Raw genomic sequence first — 16754 nt, forward strand, 5'->3', positions numbered from 1 at the left:
CAGCTCACCCGAGGGCGATGCGGAAGCGGCACTTCTTGCCCGACTGCAGGCGCAGGCCCTGCTCGCCGATCTCCGCCGCGGTGACGAGGTGGGCGGGGTCGGTGACGGGCTCGCCGTTGAGCTTGACGGCGCCGGCGGCGATCCGCTCGCGGGCCTCGCGCTTGGACTTGAAGGCCTCGATCTCGGGGTGGGTGACGAGGTCGACGAGGCGGATCTCGGGGCCCGGGACGGTCACGAGCGGCACGGCGCTCCAGTCGTCGCTGCTGCCGAAGGCCTGCTCGCTGGCCCGCTTCGACCGCTCGGCCTCCTCGGGGCCGTGCAGCAGGGCGGTGGCCTCGTAGGCGAGGCGGGCCTTGGCGGCGTTGAGGGCCGCGCCGCCCTCGGCGGTGAGGGCCTCGATCTCGGCGGCGGGCACGTCGGTGAAGGTCCGGAGCAGCTTGGCGACGTCGCGGTCGTCGCAGCCGATCCAGAACTGGTAGTACTCGAACGGGCTGAGCCGCTGCGGGTCGAGCCACACCGCGCCGCGCTCGGTCTTGCCCATCTTCCGGCCGTCGTTGGTGAGCAGCAGCGGCAAGGTCAGGCAGTAGGCGGCGTTGGGCTGGCCCTCGGGGGTCATGCGCCGGATCAGCTCGACGCCCGCGACCATGTTGCCCCACTGGTCGGAGCCGCCGAACTGCAGGGTGCAGCCGTGGTGGCGGAACAGGTGCAGGAAGTCGTAGGACTGCAGCAGCTGGTAGTTGAACTCGAGGAAGCTGAGCGGGATCTCGGCGTCGAGGCGGTCGCGGTAGGTCTTGACCGCGATCATGCGGTTGACGGTGAAGTGGCGGCCGACGTCGCGCAAGAACTCGATGTACTTGAGCTCGAGCAGCCAGTCGGCGTTGTCGAGCATGACGGCGTCGTTGGGCTCGCCGGCGTCGAAGTGGAGGAAGCGGCCGAGCTGCTCGCGGATCGCGGCGGCGTTGGCGGCGACGTCCTCGCTCGTCAGCAGCTTGCGCGCCTCCATCTTGCCCGAGGGGTCGCCGATCATGCCGGTGCCGCCGCCGACGATGATGATCGGCTTGTGACCGGCGCGCTGCAGCGTGCGCATGCCCATGATCTGGACCAGGTGGCCGACGTGCAGCGAGGCGGCGGTCGGATCGTAGCCGACGTAGAAGGTGACCATGCCGCCGTCGAGCGCGGCGTCGATGGCCGCGAAGTCGCTGGCCTGTTCGAAGTAGCCGCGCTCGAGCATGCGCTGGAGGGCGGCGGAGCGGGGCGGCTGCGGCGGGGTGGCGTTCATGGTCAGGCGCTCGGTGGTTCGTCGAGGTTGTCGGCGGCGGCCTCGCTGGCGGCCAGCCGCTGCTCGTGCTGATCGAGGGCGAGCCGCAGGCCGAGCAGGCGCTCGTGGACCTTGCGGCGGAACCGCTGGTGCAGGTCCTTCTCGCGGAACAGCTCGTCGGCGATCTGCATGGCGACGAGCAGGGCGATCCGCTGGGCGTTGGCGGCGCTGTTGATCCGCTTGTTGTTGCCGCCGAGCAGCTGCAGGTGACCGTCGACGAACTCGGCCAGCTGCTGGACGTAGTCGGGCCCCTCGTCGCTGCGGATCGTGAGCGTCTGCCCGGCGATCTCGACCTGGACGGAGCGCTTCATGGCTGACCCTGAGCCTCGGCCAGGCGGTCGGCCTCGTCGCTGGCGCGCAGGGCGGCGATCACGTCGTCGATGCCGCCGTCCATGAAGTCGCCGATGGCGTGGCGCGTGAGGCCGATCCGGTGATCGCTGACGCGGTCCTGCGGGAAGTTGTAGGTGCGGATCTTCTCGCTGCGATCGCCGGTGCCGACCTGGCTGCGGCGATGGGCGGCCCGCTCGGCCTGGACGCGCTGGATCTCGCGGTCGAGCAGGCGCGCGCGCAGGAGCTTCATCGCCAGCTCGCGGTTCTTGGTCTGCGACTTCTCCTGCATGCAGTGGACCGCGAGGCCGGTCGGGATGTGCGTGATCCGGACGGCGGAGTCGGTGGTGTTGACGCTCTGGCCGCCGGCCCCGGAGGCGCGCATGAACTGCACCTCGAGGTCCTTGGGGTTGATCTGGATGTCGACGTCCTCGGCCTCCGGCATGATGGCGACGGTGGCGGTGGAGGTGTGGATCCGGCCCTGGGCCTCGGTGGCCGGGACGCGCTGGACCCGGTGCACGCCGCTCTCGAACTTGAGGAGGGCGTAGACGTCGCGGCCGTGGATCATGGCCGAGATCTCGCGGAAGCCGCCGGCGCCGGCCTCGCTGATGTTGAGCGGCTCGACGGTCCACCGCTGCCGCTCGGCGAAGCGGGTGTACATGCGCCACAGGTCGGCGGCGAACAGCGCGGCCTCCTCGCCGCCGGTGCCGGCCCGGATCTCGAGCACGACGTCGCGACTGTCGTTGGGATCCTTGGGGAGGAGCAGCTTCTGCAGCTCGGCCTCGAGCTCGCCGCGCTGCTGCTTGAGTTCGCGCAGGTCGCTTTCGGCCATGTCCCGGAGGTCAGGATCGGCGAGCAGCTCCTCGGCGTCGCGGGTGCGGACCTCGAGGTCGCGGTAGCGGGCGACGGCGGCGGCGATGGGGGCGATCTCGGCGTGTTCGCGCGAGAGGGCCAGCAGCCGGGTCTTGTCCTGCGCGATCTCGGGGGCGCAGAGCATGACGCCCAGCTCTTCGTGACGCTCGGCGATGCTCTCGAGCTTGGCGCGCAGCACAGGGTCCATGGCGAGCGCGCGACGCTAGCACCAGGGCCGGGGGCGCTCAAGGGCCGCGGCGCCGCGGCGGGCGCCAAAACGAGGTCGCGGGCCGGACCGCACGCGCCGCCCCGAGGAGCCTTGCCTCCCGCCCGGGGCGCGCGCTATCCGTGGGCGCGCCATGCTCCACGCCGACCGCTGGGCCGCCCGCTACGGCTTTCTCCGCGAGCTGTGGGCGGGTCGCAGCCGCGTGCTCGCCGACCCCGCGCTCGAGGCGGCGCTGCGCGGGGCGAAGACGCTGCCGGCCCCGTTCGCGGCGCTGCTCGCCGAACTGCTCCCGGGCGGCGGCAATCAGGCGTGGCTGCTGGCGCACGAGGCCCGGCCAGGCACCGGACGCGGGCGCACCGGGCCGCGCGTGGCCGAGTTCGACGTGTTCGAGGAGCTGCTGGCGGAGGCGCCGTGGCAGGTGGCGATCGTCGATCTGGCGCGCCACTTCGTCGACGCCAGCCACCTGTCGCGGTTCGCGGCGCGGGCCCAGAGCCGCCTCGAGAACCGGCTCGAGACGCGGGCGTTCCGCCTGCTGACGGCCCTCGCGGAGGGCGCCGAGGCCGGCCGCGTGGTGGTGGTGAGCGCCCCGGGCGAGGCCGCCGGCGGCCTCGAGCTCGAGCTGTTCCAGGACCTGGTGACGCAGCACTTCCCGCGGGCGCGGATCTACGCGCTGGCGCTGACCCGCGCGGCCAGCGTGGTCGACTGCGGCGAGGTGACGAGCGACGAGACCGAGGACGACGAGGCCGAGGAGCGCGGGCCGGTGCCGCTGGCCTTCGACAACAGCCTCGGCGAGGACATGGGCTTCGAGTGCCTGATCGCGGTGGTCGGCGCGCGCGACGTGCCGCGCGGGGTGACGCTGCTCGAGCTGCCGCCGGCGCCGCCCGCGGAGGCGCCGGCGAGCCCGGCGCGACCCGAGCGGCCGCGGCCGGAGCGGGCCCGCGAAGAGGAGGGCGAGGCGCTGCGCGGGCAGGTGGCGCAGGCGCGGCGCCAGCTCGAGCTGGCGAGCATCGCCCGGCAATCGCTGGTGGAGCAGCTCGACGCGGCCCAGGCGCGCATCGACGCGCTCGAGGACCAGCTGGCGGGGCGAGCGCCGAGCGCGGCGGCGAAGCCCAGCGAGGTCGACGAGGAGGGGCCGCGGCGGATCGACGCGGCGGCGGCGGCGCTGCAGAGCACGCGCTGGGAGCTCGAGCAGCTGCAGGGGGAGCTGCGGCGGGTCACGGCGCGGCCGGTGGACGAGCTGGAGCGCTCGCTGGCGGCGGCGCAGGCCCGTCTGGCGGCCCTCCACGCCTGCGCGGCGACGGTCCAGGAGCTGGCGCAGCGGGCCGGCGAGGACCTGGGGGGCGAGTTGCAGACCCTCCGCGAGCGTCTGCTCGAGCTCGCCGGGCCGCGCGTGGCCGGGGCGAGCGAGGCGGAGTAGGCCGCCGGGCGCCCGGCCGCGGGCGCCGCCGCGACATGGTTGCCGGGGCCGGGCGCGCCGGACTATCCTGGCCGAGGCGCGCTGGTGACCCAGACCGGCGCCCCTCGCCGTGCGGCTGCAATTACGTCTGCGCTTGACCACCGCGGACTTCGGGCCGGTCACGGGAATGCGCACCGAACCATCACCCCCCCTAGAGCGGAAGCGACTTAGCCATGCGAGTTTCCCCCGACGCGCCGATCCCCGACTGGTCGGCCCTTGAGACCTCCTTTGAGCACAACGCCCCCGACCACCACGCCTACCTCGATCTGCAGAACGGGCAGGTGGTCACGATCAACGACACCCGGCCCGAGGACGAGGAGAAGCGGCAGCAGATCGCGCGCACGACCGGGCGCTTCATCCACCTCGACCCGGCGTCGTCGCGCGAACAGTACCGCTGGATGGAGCGCTTCGTCGCCTCGGTGGAAGATCCCGCGCTGCGCGAGCGGCTGACGCTGGCGATAGACGGCAAGGGGGCGTTCCGCCGCTTCAAGGACGTGCTGCTGTCCTATCCGGTCGAGCGCGACCGGTGGTTCTCGTACCGCGCGAACCTGCTGCACATCTACATCGACGGCTGGCTGGCCAATCAGGACATCGTGCTCGGCGCGTATCCGCCGTGGGGCAAGCCCGAGGATCCGCCGGAGCCGAACATCCCGCTCGAGAAGCCGGCCAACGAGCGCGCCCCGGGGCCCTCGGAGACGCTGCGCCGGACCGCCCGCGACCTCATCGATCGCCTGCCCGCGATCGAGCTGCCGGCTGCGATCGCGTACTTGCAGTACCTGCTCGACAAGCAGCCTTCGGTCCACCACGAGCCGACCACGTGATCCGTCCGATCGAGCTGTCCCTTGCGACATCTCCGACGCGACGCTTCACCCGCTTCGTCGGCGTGGCCCTCGGCGGCGGCCGCGGCAAGACCACCGCGGTCGCCCGGCTCGAGCGCGTCGACGACGGGGGCGAGAGGCCGAGGGTGCGGCTGGCGGAGGCGCGGCTGCGCCACGGGCACCGCGGCAGCGGCGAGGAGGGCGGCGAGGGCGGCGGCGATCCGCTGTTCCGCGACGAGGTGCTGGTCGCGTACCTGCAGCGCTGGACGTCCGACGAGACCGTCGTGGCGATCGACGCGCCGCTGACGTTGCCGCCGTGCATCCGCTGTCCGCTGGCCTGTCCCGGAGTACAGGCGTGCACGGTGCCGGTGGTGGCGTGGATGCGCCGGCACGCGCCGGCCCTGCACGCGGCGCGGCGCTCGGACCCGGGCAAGCCGGCGGTCACGCCGTACACGCAGCGGGCGGTCGACGTCCTGCTGACGCACGTGGGCCTGTCGCCGCGCGAGTCGCTGGGGCAGGGCATGGGACCGCTGGCCGCGCGGGCGGCGTACTTGCGGCGGGTGTTGTCGCCGCTGCTGCGGCTGCACGAGAACCTGATCGAGGTCCATCCGCCGGCGACGGTGACGCGCCTGTTCGGGGCCGAGGTCGAGCGCCGCCACCGGCGCAGCGACAGCGAGCAGGCGTGGGAGCTGCGCAAGCGGATGCTGACGGCGCTCGATTCGTGCCTCGCGTTCGACTTCGTCTGGCCCGAGGTTGTGGTCCGCAGCCCGCATGTGTTCGACGCGGTCATCGCCGCCCTCACGGCGTTCTTGTGGGCGCATCAGGGCTGGCAGGGGCCGCTCGATCTACAGCCGGCGGCGCCCTCGGCGGCGTCGGCAGAGCCGGTGACCGCCGATCCCCTCAGGGCCGCGATCGAGGGGCTCGAGGATCGCTGGCTCGAAGATGGTTGGATCTGGGTCCCGCCGGCTCCTGGAGGCGGACGCGTGTGATTCTGCACGATTCGGCGCAGACCTGGGCGAGCCGCGGGCCGTTGCTTCCCGTGCTTGCCTGCGATGCGCCGCCAGGTGCACATTAGTCAGACAGGCTCGATCGACTTCACGGCCCCCCCGGCTGATTGATCCCGACGCATGCGAGACCCGGCCCACGGCAGCGACTTCACCCCCGACGAGCTCGATCTCCTGGAGGACGCGCTCGAGTGGGTGGGTGACCCCGGGCACGCCGTCGATCTCGCTGCGATGCCCGCGCCGCTGCGCCAGCGCGCCGACGAGTACGCGGCGATCCTGGCGATGACGCGCGAGGCGATGCCGGAGGAGGACGTCGCGCCGGGTCTGCTCGACGGCATCCTCGCCGAGGCGCGACGCGCGGCGCCGCCGCCCGTGCCGGCGGTCGAGGGCCCGAGCTTGTGGGAGCGGTTGCGTCGCTCGTTCCTGCTGCCGGGCGTGGCCCTGGCGGGCACGGCCGCGCTGCTGTTGTGGGTCGCGCGGCCGGTCGACGAGGGCGCGCCGTCGATCCGCGACGAGGCCGCCCGCGCACCGGCACCGGCGCCGGCGCCCGCAGCCCCCGAGCCGCCGAGGCCGAGCGAAGAGGCGGCTGAACTCGAGGACATGTCCCCGCCGACAGATCGCGGCGGTGCGCCGGACGACAGCGAGGCCGCGATGGCGCCGGCGGCCGACGCGGTCGTGCCGGGCGCGATGGAGCCGGGGCCCGCGCCCAAGGCGGCGCGCCCGTCGATGAAGGCCAAGAAGGCCGAGGTCGAGGAGGCGCCGCTGCCGGGCCTGCATGTGCCCGATCAGAAGCGCGTCGACGCCGACAAGGACTCCGTGCGCGACCAACTGGAGAGCGGCGACCGGGCGCGCCAGAAGGGCCGCTGTGACCTCGCGGAGGCCGAATACGCGGCCGTGGCGAGCAGCAACGGCCCGGCCGCCGAGCGCGCGCGGGCCCTCGCCGGCCTCGGTCTGTGTCGCGAGGCCGCCGGCAAAGACGCCGACGCCGAGCGCTACTTCGACGAGGCCCGCGCGCTCGACTCCAGCGTCAACAGCTGGCTGCGCGGCGAGAGCGAAGGGGCGAAGAAGCGGAGCAAGAGCGTCAAGCCCAAGGTCGAGGGGCTCTAGCGCCGCGGCCATTTCGCGCGGCCCTCGCCAGTTCTCCGCCACGCCGGCTGCGTTGCTCGTCGGTCCCATGTTCGCCCGATATGCTCGTCTCGGAGCACCAGGCGCGTTCAGGGGGCCTGTCCGCGGGGGCAGGTCGTTTTGGGCATGTCGCAGGGGGCATGGCTCGACGGGCATGTCGATGAGGACAGGCGTCGATCGAGCGAGGTGTCCCGGCGGTCAGTCGACGTCGACGGCGAAGTCGACGCCGACGCTCGGGCCGTCGTAGCCGGGGAAGCGGTGGTCGTAGACGGCCTTGCGGGCGCACGGGACGATGCCCCACACCGCCAGGCTCGCGGGCGCCTTGACCGACACGCTCTCGACCTTGCCGGACGGAAGGAGGCGCAGCTGGATGGCCAGGCGGCCGCTGCCGACGTCGCCGTAGCGGCTGGCCGTGACCACGCAGTCGGTGATCTTCGGGGTGATCCGGGCGAAGTGCTGGTCGAGGACCCGCTCGCTCGGTCGCTCGCTGCCGGCCTCGAGGTCGAGGGTCTGGGTCCTGTCCTTCGAGAACTGCGGGATCTTGCGGTCGTCGACGGGGACGAACGGCGGCAGCTTCTCGGCGGGGACCTCGGCCTCCTCGACCTCGTCGCCGCCGGCCGCGACCGGCTCGGCGCCGCCGCCCGCGGGCGCGGCGGCCTTGCTGGTGTGGCGCGCGCGCTTTTTCTTGCGCTTCTTTTTCTTCTTCTTGTCGGCCTCGGGCGGCGGGGCGACCGGGGCGTCGGCGACGCACTGGCCCTCGAGGCACGTGCTGCCGGGGCCGCAGGGGGCCGGGCAATCGGGCTTCGGCGCGGGTTCGCACGCCAGGGCCGCAGCCCCGGCCAGCGCGGCGGCCCCGACCAGCCGGGCGAGGGGCGCGAGGCGGGCGCCGGGCGGATGCTCACCCATGGGTCCCGCATGATGCCGGCCACGGCGGCGCGGTTCAAGCTCACGGCCCGAGATCTGGCCCGCGGGCGGGCGACCATGGCAGCTTGCGCGCGTGTCCACGGTGCCCTCCCGAGAGCTCGCCACGTTTGCCAATCCCCGTCCGGGGCGCGACTACGAGATTCGCTTCGATTGCCCCGAATTCACGTGCCTGTGCCCGATGACGGGCCAGCCGGACTTCGCCACGATCCGGATCCGCTACCGCCCGCGGGCGCGCTGCGTCGAGCTCAAGAGCCTCAAGCTGTACCTGTGGTCGTTCCGGGACACCGGGGCGTTCCACGAGGCGGTGTCCAACCAGATCCTCGACGACCTGGTCTCGGTCCTGGACCCCGAATGGCTCGAGGTCGAGGGCGACTTCCTGGTCCGCGGCGGGATCCACACGGTCGTGCGAGCCCGCCACGTCGGGGGCCCGCAACCGGGCTGAAAGCGGCGCCCGGGCGTGATAACGTCCGCCCGGACTCGCTGCCATGCCCACGCTCTCGACCCTCGCCGGCGCCCTGATCGCTCTCCTCCTCGACGGTCCCTTCAACTACGAGTTCTCGCGCGTCACCGACGAGAAGGGCCAGGCCCACGTCATCCTGCGGGCCAACGAGGACCTGCAGGCGATGGAGGTGACGATCAGCGGCGACCGCCAGACGATCCGCAAGAAGATCCCGGGGCTCAAGGCCGGCAAGGAGCACAAGATCGTCTGGACGCAGAACGGCGACAACGCGGCCTACGAGATGGCGATCGTGTCGTCGGCGGGCGAGGCCAACGCCAACTTCGAGGTCGCGCGCGGGGCCGGCAAGCCCGGCGGGGGCGGCGGCGGGGGCGGCAGCGCGGCCGGCAAGGTCACGGCGATGGCCAGCGCGGCCGACATCCTCTACGACCACAAGGTCGCGTACACGACCAGCTTCGAGGTCAGCGGCTACGAGTTCAAGGTCTACAACACCGACGGCGACGTGATCCACAACGACGCCGGCACCGGCGGGTGGAAGGCGAACGAGCGCATCGAGCTCAAGTGGGACACGACCGACGACGTGTTCCTGGTCAAGGTCCGCTTCGACGGCGCGCAGGGCCAGTACGGCGAGCACATCCTGGCGCCGATGGCGATCGAGATCCCGCACACCGAGGTCGTGTTCGACAGCGGCAAGGCCGTGATCAAGGGCGAGCAGGCGGGGAAGATCGACGAGGCGGCGGCGGTGGCGATGCACAAGCTGGCGTCGGTCGAGAACGCCAAGAAGGCCGTCGGCAACGCGCTCGAGGGCGCAGGCTACGTGCCCAAGCTGTTCATCGCCGGCTACACCGACACCGTCGGCAAGCCGGGCGACAACCAGAAGCTGTCGGAGGGCCGCGCGCGCGCGATCGCGGAGCGCTTCCACGAGAAGGGCGTGTGGTCCGAGATCTACTACACGGGCATGGGCGAGAAGGGCCTCAAGGTCCAGACGCCCGACTCCTTCGACGAGGAGAAGAACCGCCGGGCGGTCTATGTCATCAGCTTCCAGCCGCCGACGGGGCCGTGGTTCCCGTCGCCCGGCGCGTGGAAGAAGGTCGCCAACGCGCGCCCGCGCCCGGCCGAGCTGCCGCCGTACCCCGAGAAGTGGAAAGAGTACGAGGACAACAAGCGCCACGGGAAGCCCACCGGCGGCGGCTCGTCGTCCAGCGAGGGCGGCAGCGGCGGGGGCAGCAGCAGCAGCGGCGGCGACACGTCGTCGGGCGGCGACGACTACTCGGGCACGTCGAGCGGCGGCGGCTCGAGCGGCGAGCCGTACCTCGGCTCCGCCGAGGGCCCGCCGGAGGTCGGTGGTGAGCCCGGCGCGAGCAAGAAGGGCTGCAATGTGGTGGCAGAGCCGACTCCGGGCGCGACGATCCTGCTGCTCGCAGGCCTGCTGACGCTCCGTCGCCGTCGCAGCCGCGGCTGACCTCGCAGGTCGTCCTCGCAGGCATCACGGCCGCGAGGCGACCGTCGACGCTTCATCCGCGGCCGTCGCTCCGCGTCCATGCCGACGACAGCCGTGGCTGAATCGCGCGCGGTCGTCCTGGATCGCCGGCGGGCGACAGGCCGGGTCCGGCGCATCTCGACCGACTCGTCTCGTCGTCACCGGCGACGACGTGGTGATGCAGGGCTCGATCGGCGTCGCCGTCGATGCGGCGAAACGCGACGCAGCGTGCCCGCGACGGCCTGAATTCACGACGGTGGCCGAGGTGGCCTTTGGGACCTGCGCCACGCGGCAGGTGCCGCGGCGATCGACGAGGTGGTTGCAGGCTGACGATCGTGTTCCAGACTTGCGCCGCAGAAGGAGTGAGAGCATGGCCCGTAGTGAGCGGACGAAGCAGAGTGCCCCGGCACGGACCGGCGCGAAAGTACGCAAGGCGGCTCCGGCCAAGGCGAAGACGAAGACGAAGGCGCGGACGAACAGCGCCGCGGCGAAGAGCAAGCCCGCGGTCAAACGGGCGGCGAGCAAGTCGACCGCGCGCGCCGGCAAGCCGGCCGCGGCGCCGACCTCGAAGTCCCGCAGCGAGGCGGCCAAGAAGGGCTGGGAGACCCGCCGCCGCCGCGCCGCGACGACCTCGCCGAAGGCCGCCCGCAAGGGCAACGCCGGCCCGACCAAGGCCAAGAAGACCAGGTCGCGCTAGCGCGACTGTCCTTCGGGACAGCCGCGTTCGACCTCACGAGGTGCGGCGGGATGTCCCGAAGCGGCTCGTCCTCGGCATGGTGAGCGCACGAGACCGCGTGCGCCGGATGTTCGCGGCGAGGAGGCGAGCGCACGAAGACCGCGTGCATGCGCCGTTCGACATGAAAGAGGTCGCGCACGAGACCGCGTGCGCGACGGCCCAGATCGGTGAGACGGGCGCACGAGACCGCGTGCGCCCGTCGCTCGAAGTGAAGCGAGAGGCGCACGCGACCAGGTGCGCCGGCTGTCCGACCGAGACGAGCGCGCGACCGCGTGCGCTCGTGAAGCGACGGCGCACGCGACCAGGTGCGCCGGCCGTCCGAGCGAGTGGGGCGAGCGCACGCGACCGCGTGCGCTCGCCTTTGTCCTGGCCGCGCAGCGGAGCTTGCCTGCTTCGAGATGTCTCTCGGGACAGAACGCCGGCGTCAGGCGAGCTGGCCTTCGGGACAGGAGCGCTGCAGGCAGTGCTGCAGGCCGCACTTGAGGCTGGAGGTGGCGGGCAAGCGGCCCAGCTCCGGGCTGAGGGCGACCAACTGGGTGACGACGTCGGGGGTGACGCCCGAGAGCACGCAGCCGGCCCCGAGGCGGCGGACGGCGTGGGCGATCTGGGCGACCGACTCGGCGTTGGTGGCGTCGAGGGACTCGAGCGCTTGCAGATCGAGGATCACCCACGCGGCTTGCTGGCGCGAGATGGCCTCGGCGAGGCCGCCGATGGTCGCAGCCTGGCGGTCGGCGTCGAGCTGGCCGATGAGGGGGACGGCGAGGACATTGTCCCAGACCTCGAGCACGGGGGAGGTGAGGCGCGCGATCTCTTGCCGCTGGGCGTGGATCACCGACATCTTGTGCAGCAGGTCGCGCTCGGCGGTGCGGCGCCGGTCGGTCTCGAGCGCGAGCGTGACGGCGTCGGCCAGCGAGGCGACGAACGCCATCTCGTCGTCGGTCCACGCCCGCGGGTCGCCCATGTACTCGCAACACAGGACGCCGGAGAGGCCGCCGCGCGAGCGGATCGGGGCGTCGAGGGTGGCGGCGACGCCGTGGCGGCGGAAGTAGATCTCGGCGAACTCGCGGGTCCGCGGGTCGTTGCGCGCGTCCCCGGCGTCGAGCACGCGGGTGGTCGCGAGGGTCGCAAAATAGATCGGAAAGTCGCAGCGGTAGAGCACGCCACCGGACGAGTGCGCAGATGTCGCCACGTCGTAAAGGTCGGCGCACTCCAGGGCCGAGGCGTCGGGGGCGAAGAACCACACTCCAGCGCGATGGATCTTCAAGATGTCGACGGCGGTCTCGGTGATCCGGCCCAGCGCGGTGGCGAGGTCGACGTCGGGTCGCTCGCGATCCCGCGACAGCTCGAGCAGGGCGCGGAGCTGGCGGGCGAGGTTGGTGCTGTCGCTCGTCTCGTCGCCGCCGCACATGAGCTCGGCAAGCACGCGCGCCCGGGCCCGATCGGGGTCTTCGGCGATGCGTGCTGCCGCAGCGATCCGCGCGGCTCGATCGAGCAGGTTCATGCTGGCCTCCATCGCGAAGTATGACCGGCAACACTGCGCGCGCGAGCGGCGAGGGCGCCGGATCGCTGTCACATGTTTCAAGGGACAGATCGCCGGCGGCCCGGGCGCTGCAGCGTAAACGGTTATTGCGGCGATCCGGGCTCGACGGCTCGATCCTCGAAGCTGACGACGAAGACCTCCTGTTCGCTGTCGGTGGCGGCGGCGCCGGTGGTGGCGCTGTCGTCTCCGCGGCGTGCGCGACGGATCTCCACCTCGCTGCGGTAGCCGAGCGCCTCGAGGGCGTTGACGGTCGCCTGGAACAGCGGGCGGCCCGGGTCGGCGAGCAAGATCCGGCCGCCCGGGCGGCACAGGCGAGCCAGCGCCGGCGCGATCCGGGCGGCCAGGCCTGCCTCGTAGGCCACGTCGCTGGCGAGCACGAGGTCGGCGGTGCCGAGCGCGGCGACGAGGGCGTCGGGGTCGGCGACGTCGCCGGGGTGGTAGGCGATGACGACGTCGTTGAGGGCGGCGTTGCGGCGCAGCAGGGCGAGGACGTCGGGGTGGGCGTCGCAAGCGAGGACGTGGGCGCCCAGCCGCGCGGCGACCAGGGCGGGCAGGCCGAGGCCGCAGCCGACCTCGATCACCCGCCGGCCCCGGACCAGCGCCGGCCGCTCGCCGACGTGGGCCGCGAGCGCGCGGCCGGCCGGCCATAGCGTGCCGAAGTAGGGCACGAGGCGCAGCGCCTCGGCGTCGTCGATGCTGCGCCCGACCTCGTCGCAGAGGGCGTCGATGGCGGCGTCGAGGCTGGCGACCACGTCGAGCTCGACGACGACGCCGCCGCACAGCTCACGGACGCGGCGCAAGGGGTAGGCGAATCGGCTGCCCGTAAGGACAGGTGAGGACGGGCGTTGGTTCATCGGTCGAGCCGGGTGGCGCTGCGGGTGGGGGGTGCTGTCTGCGAGGACAGGTGAGGCGCGGCGGCGGGGGCGCCGGTGCAGGGCTGTCCGCGAGGACAGGTCCATGGGCTGTCCGAGAGGACAGGTTGTGGCGCCGGTCAGCGGTCGAAGGTGAGGACGACCTTGCCGAACTGTTCGCGGCGGTCGAGGTAGCGGTGGGCGGCCTCGGCCTCGGCGAGGGGGAAGGTGCGGTCGAGGATCGGCACGAGCTCGCCGCGGCCCATGTGGGCGAGGATCGGGAACAGCAGCGACTTGCTGCCCATGGTGCTGCCGAGGATCTGCAGCTGGCGGAAGAACACCTGCCGCAGGTCGGTGTTGGCGGCGTAGCCGGAGGTGGCGCCGCAGGTGACGACGACGCCGCCGCGCTTGCACAGGCGCAGGCTGGCCTCCCAGGTGGCGGCGCCGGTGTGCTCGAACACGACGTCGACGCCGCGCTTTTGCACCCACGGCACCGCGCGGACGCGCCGCTCCCAGTCGGAGTCGTCGCTGCGGAAGGTGAGCTCGGCCCCGAGCTCGCGCGCGCGGGCCAGCTTGGCGTCGCTGCTGGCGAGGGCGATGACGCGGGCGCCGAACAGGCGGGCGATCTGCAGGCCGGCGACGCCGACGCCGCTGCCGACGGCGTGGATCAGGACGGTCTGGCCCGGCTTGAGCTGGGCGCGCACGACCAGCATCTGCCAGGCGGTGAGGAAGGTCAGCGGGACCGCGGCGGCGTGCACGAAGTCGAGGTTGTCGGGCTTGGGCAGCAGGTTCTGCGCCGGCACGGCGATCTGCTCGCAGTAGCCGCCCGGCAGCTGCTCGCCGAGGATGCCGTACTTGGGGCACAGGTTGTCCCAGCCCGACAGGCAGCTCTCGCACTGGCCGCACGAGACGCCGGGGCTGACGACGACCTCGGCGCCGACCTTGGCCGGGTCGACGCCGGGGCCGACGGCCGTGACGACGCCGGCGATGTCGCAGCCGAGCACGTGCGGCAGCGGCAGCTTGAGGCCGGGCAGGCCGCCGCGGACCCAGATGTCGAGGCGGTTGAGGGCGCAGGCGCGGACCTCGACCAGCGCCTGGCCGGGGCCGGGCGCGGGGTCGGGCAGGTCGGTGAGCTCGAGGACGCTGGGGTCGCCGTGGCGGCGAATGACGACGGCTCTCATGGCGGGTCGATCCGGGTGTGCGAGGGGACAGGGCGCGAAGGACAGGTGGAAAGTTCAGCGCAGGCGGGCGAAGTTGACCGTCTCGCCGTCGTGGGCGGCGTCGCCGTACTCCTGCACGACCGCGCTGATCTCGCCGGAGCGGGCCTTGCCGTCGCGGATCGCCTGCGTCAGGCGGTCGGCGGCGGCGGCGTACTCGGCCAGGCTGTCGGCCAGCTGCGGCAGCCAGAACACGGCGGCGGCGGCCTGCGGGTCGGACTCGTAGGCGGCGCGGAACTCGGCGTAGGCGGCGGAGAAGGCGGTGTGGAACGCCTCGCACACGCCGGCGGTGAACTCGTCGTGGTCGCCGATGCAGCGCACGTAGGGCTTGGCCTGGATGATGACGTTGCGCGTGTGCCACTCGAGGCCGGCGCCGGCCCGCGCCTCGATCTCGGCCAGCACCGCCGCGTCGAGCCGGCCCTGGCGGACGGCGATCTGACCCTCGAGCGCGCGGCGGGCCTCGTCCCAGCCGCGGTAGGCGTCGCTGAAGTTGTTGTAGATCGGCGAGGCCTCGCCGTCCTCCTCGATGGAGGATGCCTTGTGGGACATGTCCTCGCGGACAGCATCGATGGTGGCCGCGAACAGCCGCGAGTTGTCGCTGTAGGCCGCGGCCGCCTGCTCGAGCGCCGGCAGCGGCGGCTTGAGCAGCGGGCCCTCGCGCTCGGCCTTGCCGCACTGGTCGAGCGCCTCGGGCGGGATCTCGGCCGGGGGCGTGCGCGTGCGCCCGGCGAACGCGGCCGCGCCGTCGCGGTAGGCGTCGTACAGCGGGACGCGGGTGGCGCCGACGCAGTCGACGTAGAGCCGCAGCTTGTTGAGGACGAGCTCGGGCGGCAGTCGGTCGGGCTCCTCGGGCCGCTTCTTGTCGGACGAGGTCAGGCCCTGCTGCAGGCGCTCGCTGATCTGCCGCTGCAGGCCCTCGACGCCGCCGTTGCAGGCGAGGAGGACGCAGAGCGGAGCGGCGAGCCCGCGCCCGGTGGGCCGTGGGATCCGCGTGGCCGGGCCCGGTGACATGCGAGGCGGCGTGGCAGCGTGCCACGGGCCGGGCGCGCGCCGCAAGCGTCCAGGCGACCGGCGAGCCGCGCGGGCACGACCGCTCGCGTGAGCCGGCGAGCCTGCTGCGGCCTCGGAGCGCGGTCGCGGAGATGCGAGGGGCGGGCGCTCGCGCGACGGCCTGCCGGCCCTGCGACGCGTCGGGCTCAGACCCAGTGCGGGTCTTCGGGGACGATGATCCGCAGGTAGTGGAAGAGGTTGCGGATCCGGTAGTGGTCGGTCGAGACGTACTCCTCGCCGTCGATCTGCGAGGGCACCGGGCCCATGCCGGCGGGGCGGAAGATCTTGACCTCGATCTGCGAGCCGCGCGGGATCTGCTTGGGCGCGAGGCCGAGGACCGCGAGGTCGTCGTTGGTGACGGGGTTGCGCTTGTGGGCGCGGATCGCCGCGGCGCCCCAGTCGGCGGGGTTGTCGACGATGATGACCTCGAACTTGCCGTCGTCGGGCTTGGAGGTCGGGTCGAAGATCCAGTCGCCGCCGTAGAGGAGGGTGCCCTTGATGACGATGTCGTTGATCCCGCCGAGCTCGCGGGTCTCGCCGTCGATGGTGATGAGGGCGGCGAAGCGGGCGCGGCCGACGAGCGACTTGAGGGCGTTCTTGGCGAGGCTCGACAGGCCGGCGCGCAGGTAGACCAGCTTGTCGCGGTAGAGCTGGCGCAGCACCGGGATCTTGGCGACGATCTTGCGGTCGCGGTTGCGCTTGGCCAGGATCTGCGCCGACAGGCCGAGGCCCCAGCTGTCGAACCAGAGGTCGTGATCGACGAGCTCGCCGGCGGCGTCGAGGGCCTCGACCTGACCCACGTCGAGCCACTGCTCGACGCCGGCGGCGATGATGGCGATGTTGTCGGGCAGGGCCTTGAGGCCGGAGCGGACGCCGAAGCTGCGGCCCTGATCGTTGGCGGTGCCCATCGGCAACATGCCCATCGGCGTGTCGACGCCGCAGCGCTCGCGGGCGAGGATGATGCCCTTGGCGGTCTCGGCGAAGGTGCCGTCGCCGCCGAGGTAGATCACCCGCGCCACGTCGCCGCGCTCGAGCCGGTCGGCGAGCGCCGCGACCGTGGCCCCCTGCGGCAAGGTCGAGAAGAACTCGGGCTCGAGCCGGGCCTTGCCGAGGCCGTCCATCGCCGCGGCGATCGCCGCCTCGGCCTTGCCGCTGCGAGCCGTGGGGTTGCCGACGAGCAGCGAGACGCGAGGGCGAGGCACGCGCGCGGAAGGCTAAACCCCGCGGCCCAGGCCGGGCAAGTCCGCGCGCGGGGGCGCCCGGGGGCAGCCGAGGAGTCGCGCGGGCCGCCGGTCACGCCTGCACGCCCGCGTGTGTTTCACCGCCCGAGACCCGGGGAGGTCACGCGAGCGCGACGCGCAGCCGCCGCGCGG

The 16754-nt window shown here is 72.9% G+C and carries 16 protein-coding genes; 7 read left to right on the forward strand and 9 right to left on the reverse strand.

Features of this window, described 5'->3' with window-relative positions; all coding sequences use genetic code 11:
• Positions 1-4: 4 nt before the first annotated feature.
• From tyrS to prfA, 3 genes are read right to left on the reverse strand one after another with little or no spacing between them, the layout of a single operon-like run.
• Complete coding sequence (tyrS, locus tag K7C98_RS13785; protein ID WP_224192099.1) at positions 5-1279, reverse strand: tyrosine--tRNA ligase; 1275 nt, start codon at positions 1277-1279, stop codon at positions 5-7.
• Positions 1280-1281: 2 nt separating this feature from the next.
• A complete protein-coding gene (locus tag K7C98_RS13790; protein ID WP_224192100.1) occupies positions 1282-1629 on the reverse strand; it encodes a cell division protein ZapA in 348 nt (115 codons plus the stop codon).
• Positions 1626-2705 (reverse strand): peptide chain release factor 1, encoded by a 1080-nt coding sequence (gene prfA / locus K7C98_RS13795; protein ID WP_224192101.1) that lies wholly within the window; start codon positions 2703-2705, stop codon positions 1626-1628. Before prfA ends, K7C98_RS13790 begins: the two co-directional genes overlap by 4 nt.
• Before the next feature lie 151 nt (positions 2706-2856).
• Between prfA and K7C98_RS13800 the strand changes: the two genes are divergently transcribed.
• From K7C98_RS13800 to K7C98_RS13815, 4 genes are all read left to right on the forward strand, one after another.
• Entirely contained in the window at positions 2857-4140 is a 1284-nt protein-coding gene (locus tag K7C98_RS13800; protein ID WP_224192102.1) for a hypothetical protein, read from the forward strand.
• A gap of 212 nt (positions 4141-4352) precedes the next feature.
• The gene (locus K7C98_RS13805; RefSeq protein WP_224192103.1) at positions 4353-5000 is read left to right on the forward strand and encodes a UPF0158 family protein; all 648 of its coding nucleotides are present in this window, start codon (positions 4353-4355) and stop codon (positions 4998-5000) included.
• Positions 4997-5986, forward strand: a complete 990-nt coding sequence (locus K7C98_RS13810) for a DUF429 domain-containing protein (protein ID WP_224192104.1) — start codon at positions 4997-4999, stop codon at positions 5984-5986. The genes K7C98_RS13805 and K7C98_RS13810 overlap by 4 nt, the downstream gene beginning before the upstream one ends.
• Before the next feature lie 138 nt (positions 5987-6124).
• Positions 6125-7108 carry a hypothetical protein gene (locus tag K7C98_RS13815; RefSeq protein WP_224192105.1) on the forward strand — a complete coding sequence of 328 codons (984 nt, stop codon included), beginning with the start codon at positions 6125-6127 and terminating at the stop codon, positions 7106-7108.
• Positions 7109-7324: 216 nt separating this feature from the next.
• Here K7C98_RS13815 and K7C98_RS13820 read toward each other — a convergent pair whose 3' ends face one another.
• Positions 7325-8032 (reverse strand): hypothetical protein, encoded by a 708-nt coding sequence (locus K7C98_RS13820; RefSeq protein WP_224192106.1) that lies wholly within the window; start codon positions 8030-8032, stop codon positions 7325-7327.
• A 91-nt stretch (positions 8033-8123) separates the two neighbouring features.
• On the opposite strand from K7C98_RS13820, the gene queF reads away from it, so the two are divergent.
• The 3 genes from queF to K7C98_RS13835 all read left to right on the forward strand — a co-directional run bounded on the left by queF (position 8124) and on the right by K7C98_RS13835 (position 10684).
• Complete coding sequence (gene queF, locus K7C98_RS13825; protein ID WP_224192107.1) at positions 8124-8492, forward strand: preQ(1) synthase; 369 nt, start codon at positions 8124-8126, stop codon at positions 8490-8492.
• 43 nt (positions 8493-8535) lie between these two features.
• Complete coding sequence (locus K7C98_RS13830; protein ID WP_224192108.1) at positions 8536-9969, forward strand: OmpA family protein; 1434 nt, start codon at positions 8536-8538, stop codon at positions 9967-9969.
• Positions 9970-10357: 388 nt separating this feature from the next.
• Positions 10358-10684 (forward strand): hypothetical protein, encoded by a 327-nt coding sequence (locus K7C98_RS13835; protein WP_224192109.1) that lies wholly within the window; start codon positions 10358-10360, stop codon positions 10682-10684.
• A 463-nt stretch (positions 10685-11147) separates the two neighbouring features.
• Here K7C98_RS13835 and K7C98_RS13840 read toward each other — a convergent pair whose 3' ends face one another.
• The 5 genes from K7C98_RS13840 to K7C98_RS13860 form a co-directional block, all read right to left on the reverse strand.
• A complete protein-coding gene (locus K7C98_RS13840) occupies positions 11148-12224 on the reverse strand; it encodes a GAF domain-containing protein (protein WP_224192110.1) in 1077 nt (358 codons plus the stop codon).
• 122 nt (positions 12225-12346) lie between these two features.
• Positions 12347-13117 carry a class I SAM-dependent methyltransferase gene (locus tag K7C98_RS13845; protein ID WP_224192111.1) on the reverse strand — a complete coding sequence of 257 codons (771 nt, stop codon included), beginning with the start codon at positions 13115-13117 and terminating at the stop codon, positions 12347-12349.
• A 137-nt stretch (positions 13118-13254) separates the two neighbouring features.
• Positions 13255-14295 carry a zinc-binding dehydrogenase gene (locus tag K7C98_RS13850; protein ID WP_224192112.1) on the reverse strand — a complete coding sequence of 347 codons (1041 nt, stop codon included), beginning with the start codon at positions 14293-14295 and terminating at the stop codon, positions 13255-13257.
• Positions 14296-14349: 54 nt separating this feature from the next.
• Positions 14350-15342, reverse strand: coding sequence for a DUF3829 domain-containing protein (locus tag K7C98_RS13855; protein WP_224192113.1), 993 nt, complete (start codon positions 15340-15342; stop codon positions 14350-14352).
• A 185-nt stretch (positions 15343-15527) separates the two neighbouring features.
• Positions 15528-16583, reverse strand: a complete 1056-nt coding sequence (locus K7C98_RS13860; RefSeq protein WP_224192114.1) for a diacylglycerol/lipid kinase family protein — start codon at positions 16581-16583, stop codon at positions 15528-15530.
• Positions 16584-16754 lie beyond the last annotated feature (171 nt).

Origin of the sequence: Nannocystis pusilla, assembly GCF_020073745.1 — a bacterium.
Taxonomy (GTDB): domain Bacteria; phylum Myxococcota_A; class Polyangia; order Nannocystales; family Nannocystaceae; genus Nannocystis; species Nannocystis radixulma.

Excerpts from the sequence above, each read along its gene's own strand:
- tyrS (WP_224192099.1), bottom strand. The coding sequence starts at position 1,279 with ATGAACGCCACCCCGCCGCAGCCGCCCCGCTCCGCCGCCCTCCAGCGC.
- K7C98_RS13790 (WP_224192100.1), bottom strand. The coding sequence starts at position 1,629 with ATGAAGCGCTCCGTCCAGGTCGAGATCGCCGGGCAGACGCTCACGATC.
- prfA (WP_224192101.1), bottom strand. The coding sequence starts at position 2,705 with ATGGACCCTGTGCTGCGCGCCAAGCTCGAGAGCATCGCCGAGCGTCAC.
- K7C98_RS13800 (WP_224192102.1), top strand. The coding sequence starts at position 2,857 with ATGCTCCACGCCGACCGCTGGGCCGCCCGCTACGGCTTTCTCCGCGAG.
- K7C98_RS13805 (WP_224192103.1), top strand. The coding sequence starts at position 4,353 with ATGCGAGTTTCCCCCGACGCGCCGATCCCCGACTGGTCGGCCCTTGAG.
- K7C98_RS13815 (WP_224192105.1), top strand. The coding sequence starts at position 6,125 with ATGCGAGACCCGGCCCACGGCAGCGACTTCACCCCCGACGAGCTCGAT.
- K7C98_RS13820 (WP_224192106.1), bottom strand. The coding sequence starts at position 8,032 with ATGGGTGAGCATCCGCCCGGCGCCCGCCTCGCGCCCCTCGCCCGGCTG.
- K7C98_RS13830 (WP_224192108.1), top strand. The coding sequence starts at position 8,536 with ATGCCCACGCTCTCGACCCTCGCCGGCGCCCTGATCGCTCTCCTCCTC.
- K7C98_RS13835 (WP_224192109.1), top strand. The coding sequence starts at position 10,358 with ATGGCCCGTAGTGAGCGGACGAAGCAGAGTGCCCCGGCACGGACCGGC.
- K7C98_RS13840 (WP_224192110.1), bottom strand. The coding sequence starts at position 12,224 with ATGAACCTGCTCGATCGAGCCGCGCGGATCGCTGCGGCAGCACGCATC.
- K7C98_RS13845 (WP_224192111.1), bottom strand. The coding sequence starts at position 13,117 with ATGAACCAACGCCCGTCCTCACCTGTCCTTACGGGCAGCCGATTCGCC.
- K7C98_RS13850 (WP_224192112.1), bottom strand. The coding sequence starts at position 14,295 with ATGAGAGCCGTCGTCATTCGCCGCCACGGCGACCCCAGCGTCCTCGAG.
- K7C98_RS13855 (WP_224192113.1), bottom strand. The coding sequence starts at position 15,342 with ATGTCACCGGGCCCGGCCACGCGGATCCCACGGCCCACCGGGCGCGGG.